Here is a 16,414-nt window from a genome sequence, read left to right on the forward strand (position 1 = left end):
GAGGTCTCGGTGGGGGAGGTGACCAGACTAATCCGCCGTCCAAAGACGATGAATGCTTGTGGGTCCATCATTCATGCGTGAAAATCCAGTCATGCCCATCGATCCGCTCTCCGATTTCCTCCAGTTGCTTGACGCACGCGCTGTCGTCGCAGGCGGCCTGGTGGCGGGCGGCGATTGGGCCGTGGCCTTTCCTGGTGCCGAACAGATCAAGTTCTGGGGCGTCGTGCGTGGCGGTTGCTGGCACGTGAGCGATGAGGACACCGCGCCGTTTCGCCTCGTGCAGGGCGACGTGCTGTTACGCATCGCCCCGCGACCCGCGCGCCTGTGCAGCGACGTCGATGTTCCACCTGTCTGGCTCGCCGACGTCCGCGCCGCCAACAGCGATGCAGTGACCCACGTCGGCAAGGGCGACGACTTCTTCCTCATCGGTGGCATGGTCGAACTGGGACAGGAGAGCGAACGGCTGCTGCGTGACGTGCTGCCACCTTTCGTGCACGTGCGTGGCGACTCCCCGGAGGCAGAACCGATCCGCTGGCTGTTGGGGCAGTTGCTGCAGGAGCGGGAAAACCAACGGCCAGGACAGTCGGCGGCCTCCGCGCAGCTGATCCAGCTGATGTTCGTGCACGTATTGCGCGTGTACATGGCGAGCGCCGAAGGCATGCCGGCCGGCTGGTTACGCGCGTTGAACGATGCGCGACTGGCACCGGTGCTGCGGATGATGCACGCCGATCCCGCGCGGGCATGGACGCTCAACGAACTGGCGTCGGCCTCGTCCATGTCGCGGGCGGGCTTCGCCGCTTACTTCAACAAGGTCGCGGGCATTGCGCCGATGCGCTACCTCACCGAGTGGCGCATGCGACTGGCTCAGCGCACGCTGGCTGAGGGTCGGGTGCCGCTGGCAAGACTGGCCGAGTCCCTGGGCTATGCCTCGGAAAGTGCCTTCAGCCACGCGTTCAAACGGGTGACCGGTCGTTCCCCGACGATGCGTCGGCGTGGCGTTGCCGACGCGCCGACTTAGTGGTCGAAGCCGTTTTCGCCGATCGCTTCCACCAGGTAGGTCACCAGTGAGGCGATGCGCGCGGAGATCGCCGTGTTCCGGTAGTACACGGCATTGATCGGCTGACGGAACTCGATCGTGTGCCGGGGCAACACCTGCACCAGTCGCCCCGTCTCGCGATCCTCACGCGTCATGAAATCGGACAGGCAGACGATGCCGTTTCCTTCCAGCGCCAGCTGACGCAGCGTTTCGCCGCTGGAGGCGCCGATCGTCGGCTTGATATGCACGGGCTGCTTCTTCTCGTCGATCAGCGGCCAGTCGTTGAGTGTATCGGGTTCGGTGAAACCGAGCAGCGAGTGCTTCGACAGCTCGGCCACCTTGCGAGGTGTGCCGTGTGCTTCCAGGTAAGCGGGACTGGCAAGGCAGCGGAGGCGACTGCTGCCGATCGGACGCGCGTGGAGCGTGGAATCCTTGAGCCGGCCGATGCGTAGTGCGACATCCGTTCGTCGTTCGAGCAGATCGATGTAGCCCTCACTGCTGTGCAACTCCAGGTCGACGTCGGGGAAGCGTTCGCGGTAGCCGGCGATCAGGGGGACGACTACGTGCAACATGAAGGGTGATGCGGCGTCGACGCGAAGGCGACCGGCGGGCCGGCTGCGCCGCGTGGCCATCTGCTCCTCGGCGTTCTCGACGGCGGCGACGATATCGCGCGCACGTTCGAGGAAGGCTTCGCCTTCGTCCGTCAGTTCGATGCGGCGGGTAGTGCGGCGGAGGAGGGTGGTCTGCAGCTTCTCTTCCAGCCGGCCCAGCGTGCGGCTCGCCGCGGACACGGTCTGGTCCAGTTGCTGGGCCGCCTTGGTGATCGACCCGGTATCGACGACGGCGATGAAGTTCTGGATTTCGTCGAGGGTGATGTTCATCACCCAAGAGTAAAGCATCGCCGCTGAAGCGGCTCCCACATTAAAGCCGGCTCCCACAGTAGAGCCAGCTTCCACAGTAGAGCCAGCTTCCACAGTAAAGCCAGCTCTCACTGTGAATGTGGGAGCCGCTTCAGCGGCGATAGGGTGCTAGCCCCAGTCCCAAACAGAAACAGCCTCTCACCGCGACCGACACCCCGCCAGCGTCGGCTTCTCCGGATCCACACGCGCATCGTAAAGATCCGCATTACTCCCCTTCGTCCACCACACGATCGACCCCGCGGCATAACGCACGCCATCGGCAGAGAGCGTGTTCACCAGCAACGTCGGTTTGCCGGCAATCGGCATCAGGGCGAAGCTCTGCCCGTTGTCGCCGTTCCAGTAAGTCACGGTGAATGGCTTGCCGGTAGGGCAGTGATACGTCGCAACGACAGGCGGCCCAAACTTCACCTGCGGCACGATGAACGAGTCCGAGGCGGCACCTGTCGCGACGAGCAGGAAGGCGGCGGACAAGAAGGCTTTCATGGCAGGGCGAGTTCCGTGGCAGCCTGGAGCAGCGGTTCGCCGGACACGCGCAGTACGCCGGTATAGGGCGCCTCCAGTTCCATGACCAGGAAGATCGAGCCGGAAAACGCCAGCGCGGCACAGAACAGCACGAGGCGAACGGACGCGTTGTGCATGGCGAACGTGCCCATGCCGATGAAGATCAGCACGATCCACGCCGTGACCACGATAAGAAGAAACGTGGGCTCCGACGATCGCTCGTGCTCGGACGTCAGGATGCGTTCCTTGCCGAGATCGGCGGTGATGTCGAGCGCGCGCCGTTGGAACCACCACTTGGCATCCGTATCCGGTTGCAGGGTGAGGATCGAGGTCTGCAACTGGGTGATCAAGCTCAAGCTCGTATGCGGCAGGCGGAACACCACCTTTTCCATCTCCCCACTCGGGGAGACACGCTCCGTGGCATGGGCGAGAAAGGCGCGGACGTCCGTACGGATCTGCGCCGTCTCCGGGCCGTAGCCGGAAAGCGCGCGATCGAGAAGGAGGATCGACGTGGAGACGCCGACGATGTCGTCATTAGCGCGATCGAAGGTCGCCCGCGCCGAGGTGACCGTGAAGCCCAGCACCAGGGCGGCCAGCGTGGCCATCATGCTGATGCCGAATTGCGCCGCCTTCTGCGCCTCGTAAACGAGGTGATCCTCCGGCATGTGCCGGGCTATCCAGCCACCCAGGTACAGGCTGCCGCAGGCAAGCAGGAGCACGACCAGCGAAACGACGATCGCATACATCGGTGGTGCTCCCCATTGAGGCGTCGACGGATCGCCATGCACCTCATGGTGGCCGCCGGCTCTCCGGATGCCTTTCCGAATCCCACGGCTTTTTCCGAAACGAAAGGCGGCTCGTCAGGACGCGGCGGCCGCTGCCTGTTGTTCCACGTGTTCCGGGGCAGAGCGCACGCTGAGGGTGTACCAGTGCTCCTTGCCCTTGGCGTCGTGATACTTGCGTAGCACGGGCTCGAGGTCGTTCTCCTCGCACCAGGTGACGAAGGGTTTCCACGCCGCGTTGTACGGATGCGCGGGATTGCGGATGTCGTAGTCCGGTGCCCAGCGGAAGGTCTGCAGGATCAACGCGACCGTGGTGTTCTGGCCGGCGCCCAACTGCACCGGCGTCACCTCGGCACCGGCGAGGATACGCGTGGTGAACTGCGTCTTCGCCATGTCGAGGAATTCCTGCACGAGGCGCAGGTCCTTTTCGGCACACGGTCCTTGCAGGTTGGCCTGTTGCTCGAGGTCGCGCAGGCAGTCGGCCTTGGCGCATCTCTCGGTGATTCGAAGCATCGCACCCAACGTCGTTGCAGCCATGGTGGCGGTCTCCTGAGGCGGATGCGCTGATTATAGGACGGACATCATCGGAGTGAATGGCATGCCGCGCCGCATCAATCGGTCGCGGGCGATGCGTTTGCCGGGTCCTCACCCCAGCCGCCACCCAGGGCGCGAATCAGGTTGACGGTCGAGGTGGCCTGGATGCCACGCAAGCGCACCGCGGTCAGGCGCGCCTGGAGCACGACGCGCTCCGTATCGATGACGTTGAGATAGGCCACGGAGCCATCCTCGTACTGAACCTTCGACAGCTCGGCGGCGCGCGATGAAGCGGCCACCTCATCGCCCTGCACGCGTGTCTGGTTCTCGAGAATGCGCAGGTTGGCCAGGTTGTCTTCGACTTCCTGGAACGCCACGAGGACTTGCTGGCGATACTTCGCCACGTTCTCTTCGTAGCGTGCCTTGGCGTTGGCCAGGTTGCCCTTGCGCACGCCGCCGTCGAAGATCGGCAGGGTCGCCGCCGTGCCGACCAGCGGGCCGAGCAGGAAGCTGCGACTCGACCACTTGAACAGATCGCTGAACGCGGACGACTCGTAGCCACCGGTGCCGGTGAGCACGATCGACGGAAAGTACGCCGCGCGAGCGATGCCGATGCGCGCGTTCTCGGCCGCCATCGCCCGTTCGGCGGCGGCGATGTCGGGCCGGCGTTCCAACAGCGAGGAAGGCATGCCCGGCGGAATATGGATCACCACCGGGTCGAGCGGGCGGGGTGCCACCGAGAACTCCGACGGCGCCTTGCCCAACAGGACGGCCAGGGCATGTTCGGAGGCGGCACGCTGACGCTCCACGGTCATCGCATCCGACGTGGCCGAGGCCAGCTCCGCCTTAGCCTGGGCCAGTTCGAGATCGCTCACTTCGCCGGCGTCCGCGCGGTGTTGTACGAAGGTCAGGGCTTCGGTGCGCAGCTCGACGGCGCGGTGGTAGACGGCGAGTTCCGCGTCGAGCTCGCGAAGGTTGAAATAGTTCTGCGCCACATCGGCCTGCAAGGCCAGTTGCACCGAGCGGAACAAGGCTTCGCTTTGCTGCGTATCCGCATGGGCGGCGTGGACCGACGATGCGACACGGCCGAACAGGTCCACCTCGTAAGAGATATTCGCCTGCGCCCGCCACACCGTCTGCGCCTCTGGGCGGGGACCTCCGGCTGGCACGCCGAGCGAGTCGGGGGAATTCTGCTGGCGCGACGGACCGAAACCGGCGGAGAGATTCGGGAAGCGCGCGGCGCCAGTGACGCCCTCGATCGCACGCGCTTCCTGCACGCGCGCCGCGGCCGCGGCGAGGTTCTGGTTGGCGGCCAACGCCTGGTTTTCCAGGTCATCCAGCTGGCTGTCCTTGAACACCTTCCACCATTCCCCGCGCGCCGCATCCTCAGCGGGCACGGCAGTCTGCCAGGTCCCTGCTTCGGCGGGACTCAGGGTTTCCTTGAACGCGGGCGATTCCGCGGCGGGCGGCACGTTGTACTTCGGGGCTAGCGAGCACCCGCTCACACCGACGACCAACAAGCCACAGTAAATCCACCCTGGCATGGTTTTCATGTCGGACTCCCCGGACCGGCGTCTTCGATGCCGATGACACGCCCGTTCTTGCCGTGCTTGTCTTCGAGACGATGACCACCGGAGAGATGGCGCAGGATCACGTAGAACACCGGCGTCAGCATCAGGCCGAACAAGGTCACGCCGAGCATGCCGAAGAACACGGCGATGCCCATGGCATGCCGCATCTCCGAGCCCGCACCCGACGACAGCACCAGCGGCAGCACGCCCATGATGAAAGCGATCGATGTCATCAGGATCGGGCGTAGACGCAGGCGGCTCGCCTCGATGGCGGCGTCGATGATCGAGCGGCCCTGTATCTCCAGTTCTCGGGCGAACTCCACGATCAGGATCGCGTTCTTCGACGCCAGGCCGACCAGCACCATCAGGCCCACCTGGGTGAAGATGTTGTTGTCACCGCGATCCAGCCACACGCCGATCAGCGCGCAGAGCAGGCTCATGGGCACGATCAGGATCACCGCCAGCGGTAACGTCAGACTCTCGTAGAGCGCGGCCAGCGTGAGGTAAACCAGCAACAGGCTCACCGGGAAAACCACCAGTGACGCGTTGCCGGCGATGATTTGCTGGTAGGTGAGATCCGTCCACTCGAGCTTGAACCCACGCGGCAGCGTCTCGGCGGCGACGCGCTCGACGGCGGCCTGGGCCTGACCCGACGAGAATCCCGGAGCAGGGCCGCCATTGATATCGGCGGCCGTGTAGCCGTTGTAGCGCACCACCGACTCGGGGCCGAAGGTGGTCGAGACTTTCACCAGCGACGCCAACGGAATCATCTGGCCATCCGCGTTGCGTGTCTTCAACAGGCCGATGTCGTCGGGATGGGCACGGAACGGCGCATCGGCCTGAACTCGCACCTGGAACACACGACCGAAGCGGTTGAAGTCGTTGACGTACTGCGAGCCGAGGAAGACCTGCATGGTGTTGAAGACGTCGGTCACTGCGACGCCGAGTTGCTTGGCGTTATCGCGATCCAGGTCCACCTTCAGCTGCGGCACGTCGATCTGGTAGTTGGTGAAGGTGGGCCCAAGCTCCGGCGCCTTCGCCGCCTTGGCGAGGAAGGCCTTCACGGCATCGTTGAGCGCGGTATATCCCTGCGCGCCACGATCCTCGATCTGGAACTTGAAACCACCCAGGGTGCCGAGACCGAGCACGGGCGGTGGCGGGAAGACCGCGATATATGCGCCCTTGATCGCGGCGTACTTCTGGTTCAAGGCCATCGCGATCGCGCCCGCGGACTCACCTGCACCGTGGCGATCGGCGAACGGCTTCAGGGCGAGAAACATCACCACCGAGCTGGACGAGTTAACGAAGCCGTTGATCGACAAGCCGGGATGCTGGACCGCGTGGTCTACGCCGGGCTGCTTCATGCCGATCTCACCCATCTGGCGGGTGATCGCTTCGGAACGATCCAGCGAGGCACCGTTGGGCAACTGCGCGATGGCGATGACGTATTCCTTGTCCTGTGCCGGCACGAACCCCCCGGGCACGATGCGGCCCATCAACACAGCGCCACCGAGCAGCACCACGTAAAGAATGAGCATGCTGCCCTTGTGTGCGATGACCCGGGTCACCCCGTGACCGTATCCCTCCGACGCGCGATGGAAGCCCTTGTTGAACACGCGGAAGAAGCCACCCAGTCCGCGATCCATCACGCGGGCCAGCCAGTCCTTCGGTTCGTCGTGGCCCTTCAGCAGCAAGGCCGCGAGTGCTGGCGAAAGCGTCAGCGAATTGAATGCCGAGATCACCGTCGAGATCGCGATGGTCATGGCGAATTGCTTGTAGAACTGGCCGGTGAGGCCGGACATGAAAGCCAGCGGCACGAACACGGCGACCAGCGTGAGTGCGATCGCGATGATCGGCCCACTCACCTCGCTCATGGCCTGGTAGGTCGCCTCGCGCGCCGACAAGCCGGACTCGATGTTTCGTTCGACGTTCTCCACCACCACGATCGCATCGTCGACCACGATGCCGATGGCCAGCACCATGCCGAACAGGGACAAGGCGTTGATCGAGTAACCCAGTAACAACAACAACGAGAACGTACCAATGATCGAGACCGGGACGGCAAGCAAGGGAATGAGCGAGGCACGCCAGGTCTGCAGGAACAGGATCACCACCAGCACGACGAGGCAGATCGCCTCGATCAGGGTATGGATCACCGCCTCGATACTGGAGCGAACGAAGGTGGTCGGGTCGTAGACGATGCTGTATTCGACGCCCGGCGGCATGTCCTTCTGCAAGTCCTTCATCGCCGCGCGCACGTCTTCGGACAACTGTAGCGAGTTCGCGCCGGGCAGCTGGAAGATCCACATCGCCACGGCCTGCTTATTGTCGAGCAGGGCACGCGAGCCGAATTCGGCCGCGCCGAGCTCCACGCGCGCCACGTCGCGAATGTGAGTCAGTGCGCCGTTGGCGCTCTTGAGCACGATGTCGCCGAACTCCTGCTCGGTCTGCAGCCGTCCCTTGGCGTTGATGCTCAGCTGCAGGGGCACGGCACCGACCATGGGCGACCCACCGATGACGCCGGCGGCGACCTGCACGTTCTGCTCCCGTATCGCGGCGACGACATCGGAGGCGGTGAGACTTCGTTCGGCCAGCTTCTTCGGGTCCAGCCAGATGCGCATCGCGTAGTCGCCCGAGCCTTTGAGCACCACCTGGCCGATACCGCTCAGGCGTTCCAGACGCTCCTTCACGTTGATCAGGGCGTAGTTGCGCAGGTAGGTCTGGTCGTAGCGCGCATCGGGCGAGATCAGGTGCACCACGAGGGTCAGCGTGGGTGAGGACTTGATCGTCGTGACGCCGAGTAGCTGCACATCCGGCGGCAGGCGCGGGAGGGCCTGCGACACGCGGTTCTGCACCAGCTGCTGGGCCTTGTCCGGATCGATGCCGAGGCGGAAGGTGACCGTCAGCGCCATGTTGCCGTCGCTGCTGGCCTGGGACTGCATGTACAGCATGCCTTCCACGCCGTTGATCTGTTCTTCCAGCGGCGCGGCGACGGTATCGGCGATGACCTTGGGGTTGGCGCCCGGGTACGACGCGTAGACGACGACTGACGGCGGCACCACTTCCGGGTACTCGGAAATGGGCAGCTGGAACATGGCGATCACGCCGGCCAGGAGGATCAGCGTCGATAGCACCCCGGCAAAGATGGGCCGGTCGATGAAGAAGCGGGAGATATTCATCAGGGGCTACTCGCCACGGTGTCCTCGCCGGCCATCGGGACGACCTTGGCGTGTACCGGGTCACCCGGATGCACGCGCTGGAGGCCGTTCACCACGATGCGCTCGCCGGGCTTGAGCCCGGAGTCCACGACGCGCAGGCCATCGACCATCAGCCCGGGGAATATCTCGCGGTACTGCGCATGGTCCTTGTCGTCGAGCACCAGGACGTACTTCTTCGCCTGGTCCGTGGATATCGCCCGGTCGTCTATCAGGATGGCCGGATGCGCCGAGCCGCCGCCGACCGCGACGCGGGCGAACATGCCGGGCAGCAGTACGCCGTCGGCGTTGTCGAAGGAGGCACGCACGCGAATCGTGCCGGTGGTGCTGTTGAGCTGGTTGTCGACCGAGGCGATCTTGCCGGTACGCGAGAAGCCGGTCTCGTTGGCCAGGCCGAGTCGCACGGCGACGTCGTGGTCCGCGGCCTGGCTCAGGTATTTGAGGTAGGTCTGCTCGTCCACGTCGAAGCCGGCGTAGATCGGATTCATCGAGACGAGGGTGGTCAGTGCCGGTGAACTGAAGCCGGCCGCGACGATATTGCCGACGGTCTGTTCGGCGCGCGACATGCGTCCATCGACCGGTGCGACGATCTTCGTGTAACCGAGGTTGACCCTGGCGTCCTCGAGCGCGGCCTCGGCCGCCTTCACGTCCGCCGTCGCCACCAGGGCGGCGTTCGAACGGTCGTCGAAGTCGCGCCGGGAGATCGCATTGCCCTGCAGGAGTTTCTGCGCGCGCTGGGAATCCGCCGAGGTGAACTTCTCATGGGCGTGCGCGGCGGCGAGCTGCGCGGCGGCGCGGTCCACGGCGGCGGTGTAGGTGCGCGGGTCGATCAGGAAGAGCGGCTCGCCCTTCTTCACCATCTGGCCGTCCTTGAAATAGACGGCCATGATCGTGCCGGGCACCTGGGCGCGAATGTCCACGTGATCGATCGCCTGGAGGCGGCCGGAGTAGCTCTGCCAGTCGGTGACCGGCTTGTAGACCACCGTGGCCACGTCGACCTCGGCCGGGCCCGCCGCGGGCGCGGCACCGTGTCCGCTGCAGGCGGCCAGGACCAGGGCGCAGGCCACCGGATAGATGAGTCGTATGCCAGGCATGTTGCTTTTCCCCACTGCGGGCCGTGGCGAGGATGCAACGGCAGCCTGAGTGTCAGATGCGGACAGGGGGCCGGATAGCAGGGTTTGGTGGGCTTTTGGCGGATGGTGCTGCGTGAAGACCGGGGGCAAAGCGGCCAGGGTCGCCCTGTGCAAATAACGTGAAAACGTGCGCTGCGTCACATTTCGGTGCTAGCGTGTGCCTTCGGGCCGCTGGGGCAGGCGGGTCACGACCTGCGGGGTATGACGCGTGTCGACCGAAGGTTTCATGGGGCCGGACTACCGGTACCGCGCCTTCATCAGCTACAGCCACCAGGACAAGACCCCGGCGGCTTGGTTACATCGCGCCCTCGAAACCTTCGCCATTCCCGCGCGCCTCGTCGGCCAGTCCACGGCGATGGGTGTCGTTCCCCGTCGCCTCTCACCCGTCTTCCGTGACCGCGAGGAGCTGGCCAGCGCGGGCGACCTCGGTCGCACCGTCAATGTGGCCCTGGCGCAGTCCGCCTGCCTGCTGGTGGTCTGCTCGCCGCAGGCGGCCGCATCGCGTTGGGTCAACGAGGAAGTGCTCTCGTACAAGCGCCTCGGTGGCGAGGATCGGATCTTCTGCCTGATCGTCGGCGGCGAGCCGAACGCCACCGCCATGCCGGGGCGCGAAGCCGAAGAATGCTTCGTGCCGGCCCTGCGCTATCGCTGGGGGGCGGGCGGCGAGCTTGGCAGCGAGCCCATCGAGCCGATTGCCGCAGATATCCGGCAGGGCAGCGACAGCAAGCTCAACGCCATCGTCAAGCTCGTCGCCGGCATGCTCGGAGTCGGCTTCGATGACCTGAAGCAACGCGAGCTGCATCGGCGGATGCGTCGCGCCACCGTGCTCGCCGCGGTCGCCCTGTGCGTGATGGCCGTGACCACGACGCTCGCGATCAGCGCCTTCATCTCACGCCACGCGGCGGTGGTCGCGAGTCATGTGGCCGAGCGTCGCCAGAAGGAGGCGGAGGATCTGGTCAGCTTCATGCTCGGCGACCTCAACGACAAACTGGCCCAGGTGTCGCGCCTGGACATCATGGAAGCCGTGGACGACCAGGCCATGAAGTACTTCCAGGCCCAGCCTCTCGACGAGGTGACCGACCGGGCCCTGGAGCAGCGCGCCGCGGCGCTGGAGAAGATCGGCAGCGTACGCCTCGACCAGGGGCAACTGGCCGCCGCCATGGCGTCGTACCGGGCGGCGCTGGCGGTCGCCACGCGCTTGGCCGATGCCGCGCCAACGAATATCGATCGGCAACTGGCCCTGGCGGATGTCTGGGCTTACGTCGGCATGACCCAGTGGCGACAGGGCGAGCTCGATGACGCACAGCGAAGCTTCGCACGTGGTCAAGCGACCTTGCAACGCGCCGCGGTGCACGCGCCGGGCAATACGCAGCTGGCCTTCCAGCGCGCCACGCTCGACAACAACGTCGGTCATGTCATGGAAGCGCGCGGCGAACTGGATCAGGCGGCAGCCCAGTACCGTCACATGCTCGCCCAGATGGAGGATCTCGTCATTGGTCAGCCGCATAACGCGGACTGGGTCGAGTACCTGGGCTCGGCGCACAACAATCTTGGCAAGCTCGCCCTCATGCGCGGTGACCTCGCGGAAGCCGTTGCCCAGTACAGCGCGGACGAGCGCATCCAATCGGGCCTCGCGGCGGCGGAGCCCAAAAACATGAGTCGACGCGACAACCTGCTCACCGTCCGCGCCATCCTCGGGCGCACCCAGGCCCTCACGGGTGACACCGTTGCCGGCATGGCACGATTGCAGCAAGCGGTCGACATGGCGACGGACCTGGGCACCCTCGACCCCAGCAACACCGACTTCCAGGAACACGCGGCCTTGTATGCCACGCAACTGGCCCGCTTGCGCCGTCTCAGCGGTGATCTGCCGGAAGCGACGGCGCTGATCGCACGGGCGCTTCCGATCTTCGCCGGACTGGCCAGGCACGATCCCGACAACGCGGCGTGGCAGCGGGAGTATGCGGAAGCCCTGGTGGAGCAGTCGGCGCAAGGGCGCGAGGCCGGTCAGCAGGACGACGCCCACGAACATGCGACCGCCGCGCTGCAGGCGCTCCGTCCGTTGATGGCCAAGCTGCCCGACGATCGCTCGACACTGCTCGCCGGCATCGTCGCAAGGCTCTCACTGGCGGCCGTTACGACGGATGCGCAGGTGGCCCGGCAACTGCGCACCGAAGCGCTGGACAGCGTGCAGGCCGCGAAGAGTGGCCAGGGCGATCCCCGTCTGCAGGCCCTGCGGGTCGAAGCGCTGTTGTCGCTGGCGCGCAAGCCGGACGCCACGCCGATCATCCAACGCCTCTGGGCCAGCGGTTACCGCGACGCGGGCCTGCTGCGCGTGCTTCGCCGGGAGGGTATCGACTACCCGGTCAACCAGGCGTTCCAGCACGAACTACTCGTGGCCACCGGCGGCGGGCCACTGCAAGAGAAGGAGTAACACGACCGTCCGCCATCACCACCCATCCATCGGGAGAACGTCATGTCCAAGCTAGGTAACCAACAAGACCAGGACCAACCGAACGACCCCCTCGACGAAGAGAACGAGAACGCACGTGAGCGTGATGCCGACGAAGAGCGTGGCGGTGGCCCGTCGAGGGTGACCACCAGCCCGGGCATCAAGAACACCTAGGCCCATGCGACAACGCACCGATCCAGGCGGCAGGAACCCGATCGGTTCCCGCGGCGGTGACCGGCAACGGCCGCCGCCTGGAGGGTCTGTGCACGTAAAACCCGCGATGACACCGCTGGTGATCGGCGTGACCAGTCATCGTGATATTCCCGCCGATGAAATCGAGCCGATCCGGCAGCGTGTGCGTGCTTTCTTCACCCAGGTGCGGGCCGAGTTTCCCGGGTTGCCGCTGGTGTTGCTTTCGGCATTGGCCGAGGGTGGCGATCAACTGATCGCCGAGGAGGCGTTGGCTGTTGGCGCACGCTTGATTGCGCCGCTGCCGTTACCGCGCGCCTTGTACGTCGAGGACTTCTCCACACCCGCCGTTCGCGCCAATTTCGAAGCACTGTGCAGTCGTGCCGAGGTCGTACTGCTGCCCCGCTTGATGGAGCAGCCACATCACGTGATCGGTTCGCACGGTGCCGCACGAGACCGTCAGTACGCCAAGGCGGGTGTCTACATCGCCAGTCATTGCCACGTCCTGCTCACGATCTGGGACGGCAATGAAGCCGCGGGGCTGGGCGGCACCGCGCAGATCGTGCATTACCACCTCACCGGTGCACCCCCGGGCCTGGTGTTGCGACATCCGCATTCACGACACGTGCTGACGGGGAGCGATGAGAGTCTGCTGTATCACATCGTCTGCTCGCGCGACGACGACGGGCCGGCGAGTGGTCTCCAACCGCTTCAGGCCGGCTGGCGCAGCGCCGAGAACATGGCGTTCCAGGCAACGCTGCCCGACGACTTCCGGCTGATGTTCTCGCGCATGGCCGAGTTCAACAGCGAATGCGCCCGGCATGCCGAGACCATCGACGAAGCACCGCGCGAGATGGCCGGCTCGCCGACCGGCGCAACCGCGGAGATCGACCGACTGTTTCACGCCGCGGACTGGCTCGCTGTGCACTTCCGACGCCGCGTCATCATGGCCATGCGCCTCACCTATACGCTGGCCGGCCTCATGGGGATCGCCTTCACCTTCTACGCGCACCTGCCGGGCAACAACTTCCTGATCTACCTGTTCCTCGCCATGTTCGGGACGGGCGGGATCGTGGCCCTGCTCGCGCATCGTCGCGGATGGCACCGCAAATACCTCGATTACCGCGCGCTCGCGGAAGGCTTGCGCATTCAGTCATGCTGGCGCCGCGCCGGCATCGTCGCCAGTGCGGATCACGAATTCGCGCACGACAACTTCCTGCAAAAGCAGAACATCGAGCTCGGCTGGATCCGCAACGTGATGCGCGCCGCCAGTCTCTATCCATCGACGCATCCGGAAGCGCCGACCGACGCGGCACTCGCCGAGGTCATCGCCGAGTGGGTCGGCGAGTCCGGTAAGTCGGGCCAGCTGAATTATTACGAACGCAAGAGTGCCGAACGCAGCGGCGTGCATCACATCACCGAGACGATCGGTCGCGTGAGTTTGTGGGGCGGTATCACCATCAGCGTGTTCCTCGCCGTGTTCGCGCTGAAGCTGGGCGAGGAAGCCAAGGTGACCCTGGTCACGATCATGGCCGTGCTGTCGATCATCGCCGCTGTACGCGATGCCTATTCCTACCGCAAAGCCGATCGCGAACTGATCCGCCAGTACCGCTTCATGCAGCGGATATTCGCCAGCGCGCGGGCGGCACTCGATCGCACGCAAGACCCGGCGCAACAGCGTTCGATCCTCCTGTCATTGGGGGATGCGGCTCTGACGGAGCATGCGGAGTGGACGTTGATGCAGCGCGAGCGGCAGGTGGAGCACAGCAAGCTGTAGCGCGATTCAGGCGGCGCTGAGGGTGTCGTTTTCGGTGTCGGTATCGGCCACGACGCGGTTGCGGCCGGCGCGCTTGGCGCGGTAGAGGGCGGCGTCTGCCTCGCGGCAGAGGCGTGACAGCTCGAAGCCGCAGCGATCCGTGGACGCAACGCCCACACTGACCGAGAGCGACACCACACGGCCGTCATCTTCGACGGGAGATCCTTCGATAGCGACGCAAAGTCGCTGTGCTGTCGCCATGGCCTGACTGCTCGTGCATCCTACGAGGAGGATGCCGAACTCCTCGCCACCGAGGCGAGCGAAGATATGGATCGGTCGGAGCTCATCCTGAAGGACTGCCACTGTGTGCTGAAGCACGATGTCGCCCATGGCGTGGCCATACGTGTCGTTGACCTGCTTGAAGTGATCGAGATCAATGGAGATAAGGCAGGCACTACCGAGCTTCTTCTCCTGAACCCGCAGGATACGCTCGGCCTCGCTCATGAAGTGTTGATGGTTGAGGATGCCGGTGAGGCCGTCTAGCGTGGACATTCGCTTGAAGCGGAGCTGAGATCGCTTAACGCGGAAAAGCAGGAGGGCGATCGATGCAAGACTGACCAGGAGGAGGGCGATATACAGACGGCCCGTCGAAACGGTGTTGGCATCGAGCGATTGCTGCAAGCGAAGGATGCGATTCTGCTTACTCAGGCTCTCTGTTGCGAGATTCTGCACCATCTGATGCTGCTGGCTTACTTCATAGGCGAGACTCCTGACACTGATGTCATTGAGGTAGCCCTTGTCCTGCGCAACGAAATGCTCGTAGTACGAGAGTGCCGCGGCGGTATTTCCCTGCCGCTTCTCCACGCGATAGAGGACATCGTAGGCTTCTTTAAGCCATTCGCTGATGTCGTCGGGTCCATTCATTGCTAACACGGCCAGAGCAGCTTTCCTGGCTTCTTCGTCGTTGCCCAGCTTTGCATAAGCTTGCGCTCGTTGAAGCTGCGCCGATTGATCGTGTGGAGAGTAGTGGTTGATGCGTAGGCTGGGACCGATGCGGTCAAGGAGCGCCATGGTCTTCGATGGCTGACCTTCGTCAAGGAAAAGGCTCCCCATCAGGAGTAGGGCGCTATTAGTGCCGACTGATTCTCGTGCTGCAACGCATGTATCCACGGCCCTCTGAAGATCACGGCTGGACGAGGTCAGGCGCTTTCCGTTGTATAGCGCAGCTGCCTTGATCAGGGCCGGATGGCAGTCGGTCTCCCCGGCCGGGATCGAGTTCTCGGCCATGTCCGCGTACTTGATCGCGAGATCCGTTTGGCCGGCCATGTTGAACATTTGCGAGAGGTTCGAAACGAGCATTGATCGAGCTAGCGAATCCGTCGCCACGGGCAATGATGTCGTTAGCCGATTTGCGAGCGCGAAGGCCTCTTCGTAGCGCCGATTGATCGCAAGGTTATTCAGGAGAAGAGCCGACGACTTTGCCGCCAATACGGGGTCACCAGAATGGTCGATGATTTCGTTGAATTGGCTTTCAGACTTGGTGTACTCGCCCTCGAACATGGCCTCCCACGCATCGAGATAGCGCAAATGCCATTGCTCGGAGGTGGTCAGGCTGCTGGCCTCCTGATGCAGCTGCGCAAGTCGCTGGACGTACTGTGGGTGGTCCTTGGTTCGCAGGCTTTCCGTCTCGTCCAGGAATCCGGCATGGTCGGTCGCGGAGGCAAACGAGGGCTGCGTGATCGCGCAAAAGGCCAGGGCCGCCATAGCGACCCCCGGCCAAATGCGGCTCAGCAGCCGAGCCATTCCTACTTGGTCGATTCTTCAGACGGCTGCTTTCCGTCATCGGGCTTCGACGGTTTGTCTGACGAGTCGCCGTCACCTGACTCCATGTCATCCTCGTCGTGCCCAGGTACCTGGACAATCTGCGGAAGATCCATGTGCTTGTGTCCCAGCTCTTCGGACAGCAGTGAGCTGTCACCAGACGCTACCGCGGCCGTCAGGCCCGCAGAAGCCTGCGACTCCTGGAGCACGTTTGCCAGGTGCTCCGACGAGGCGTGGCGGAGGGAAGCGTCGCGGCCGATGGCCTCGAGTAGTTCGATCGTGTCTGACATGTGGTCCCCTGTTTGCGTGGTTGCATCAAAAACGATGACGGCAGCACCGCGGATTTCTTGAGCCGCCCATGGCAACTCAAGGATCCGACCCGAGGCGCCCGGGCGGCTGGCCGCGCTCACCCGGTGATAGTAGCCTTCCGCGCGGCAGTTCGGACGCCTATCAGTGGCTCCAGCCCCTTCTCAGCGGCGATGGCAAACGGTAGCGCCGGGGGCG

The 16,414-nt window shown here is 64.5% G+C and carries 13 protein-coding genes; 4 read left to right on the forward strand and 9 right to left on the reverse strand.

Annotation, left to right across the window (positions count from 1 at the left end):
* Positions 1–91: 91 nt before the first annotated feature.
* The gene (locus BJI69_RS08160) at positions 92–1,018 is read left to right on the forward strand and encodes an AraC family transcriptional regulator (RefSeq protein WP_046968419.1); all 927 of its coding nucleotides are present in this window, start codon (positions 92–94) and stop codon (positions 1,016–1,018) included.
* Here the strand turns inward: BJI69_RS08160 and BJI69_RS08165 are convergent.
* From BJI69_RS08165 to BJI69_RS08195, 7 genes are all read right to left on the reverse strand, one after another.
* Positions 1,015–1,917, reverse strand: coding sequence for a LysR family transcriptional regulator (locus tag BJI69_RS08165; protein ID WP_046968371.1), 903 nt, complete (start codon positions 1,915–1,917; stop codon positions 1,015–1,017). The two genes, BJI69_RS08160 and BJI69_RS08165, sit on opposite strands and share 4 nt — an antisense overlap.
* A gap of 177 nt (positions 1,918–2,094) precedes the next feature.
* Entirely contained in the window at positions 2,095–2,439 is a 345-nt protein-coding gene (locus BJI69_RS08170) for an MliC family protein (RefSeq protein WP_046968370.1), read from the reverse strand.
* Positions 2,436–3,203, reverse strand: a complete 768-nt coding sequence (locus BJI69_RS08175; RefSeq protein WP_046968369.1) for a bestrophin-like domain — start codon at positions 3,201–3,203, stop codon at positions 2,436–2,438. The genes BJI69_RS08170 and BJI69_RS08175 overlap by 4 nt, the downstream gene beginning before the upstream one ends.
* Positions 3,204–3,317: 114 nt before the next feature.
* Positions 3,318–3,776, reverse strand: coding sequence for a hypothetical protein (locus tag BJI69_RS08180; protein ID WP_046968368.1), 459 nt, complete (start codon positions 3,774–3,776; stop codon positions 3,318–3,320).
* 74 nt (positions 3,777–3,850) lie between these two features.
* Entirely contained in the window at positions 3,851–5,326 is a 1,476-nt protein-coding gene (locus tag BJI69_RS08185) for an efflux transporter outer membrane subunit (protein WP_046968367.1), read from the reverse strand.
* Positions 5,323–8,523, reverse strand: a complete 3,201-nt coding sequence (locus BJI69_RS08190) for an efflux RND transporter permease subunit (RefSeq protein ID WP_046968366.1) — start codon at positions 8,521–8,523, stop codon at positions 5,323–5,325. The genes BJI69_RS08185 and BJI69_RS08190 overlap by 4 nt, the downstream gene beginning before the upstream one ends.
* Positions 8,523–9,653, reverse strand: a complete 1,131-nt coding sequence (locus BJI69_RS08195; RefSeq protein ID WP_052767259.1) for an efflux RND transporter periplasmic adaptor subunit — start codon at positions 9,651–9,653, stop codon at positions 8,523–8,525. Before BJI69_RS08195 ends, BJI69_RS08190 begins: the two co-directional genes overlap by 1 nt.
* Positions 9,654–9,900: 247 nt before the next feature.
* Between BJI69_RS08195 and BJI69_RS08200 the strand changes: the two genes are divergently transcribed.
* The 3 genes from BJI69_RS08200 (at position 9,901) to BJI69_RS08205 (ending at position 14,110) form a co-directional block, all read left to right on the forward strand.
* Positions 9,901–12,126, forward strand: a complete 2,226-nt coding sequence (locus tag BJI69_RS08200; protein ID WP_244465291.1) for a tetratricopeptide repeat protein — start codon at positions 9,901–9,903, stop codon at positions 12,124–12,126.
* A gap of 42 nt (positions 12,127–12,168) precedes the next feature.
* Positions 12,169–12,318: a hypothetical protein gene (locus tag BJI69_RS22500; protein ID WP_154670739.1), complete on the forward strand. Its 150-nt coding sequence runs from the start codon at positions 12,169–12,171 to the stop codon at positions 12,316–12,318.
* A gap of 88 nt (positions 12,319–12,406) precedes the next feature.
* Positions 12,407–14,110, forward strand: coding sequence for a hypothetical protein (locus BJI69_RS08205; RefSeq protein WP_244465290.1), 1,704 nt, complete (start codon positions 12,407–12,409; stop codon positions 14,108–14,110).
* Positions 14,111–14,116: 6 nt separating this feature from the next.
* Here the strand turns inward: BJI69_RS08205 and BJI69_RS08210 are convergent, their stop codons facing one another.
* Both BJI69_RS08210 and BJI69_RS08215 read right to left on the reverse strand, forming a co-directional pair.
* Positions 14,117–15,853 carry a tetratricopeptide repeat-containing diguanylate cyclase gene (locus BJI69_RS08210; RefSeq protein WP_244465289.1) on the reverse strand — a complete coding sequence of 579 codons (1,737 nt, stop codon included), beginning with the start codon at positions 15,851–15,853 and terminating at the stop codon, positions 14,117–14,119.
* 41 nt (positions 15,854–15,894) lie between these two features.
* Positions 15,895–16,200, reverse strand: a complete 306-nt coding sequence (locus BJI69_RS08215) for a hypothetical protein (RefSeq protein ID WP_046968417.1) — start codon at positions 16,198–16,200, stop codon at positions 15,895–15,897.
* Positions 16,201–16,414 lie beyond the last annotated feature (214 nt).

It is taken from the genome of Luteibacter rhizovicinus DSM 16549 (assembly GCF_001887595.1).
Taxonomy (GTDB): domain Bacteria; phylum Pseudomonadota; class Gammaproteobacteria; order Xanthomonadales; family Rhodanobacteraceae; genus Luteibacter; species Luteibacter rhizovicinus.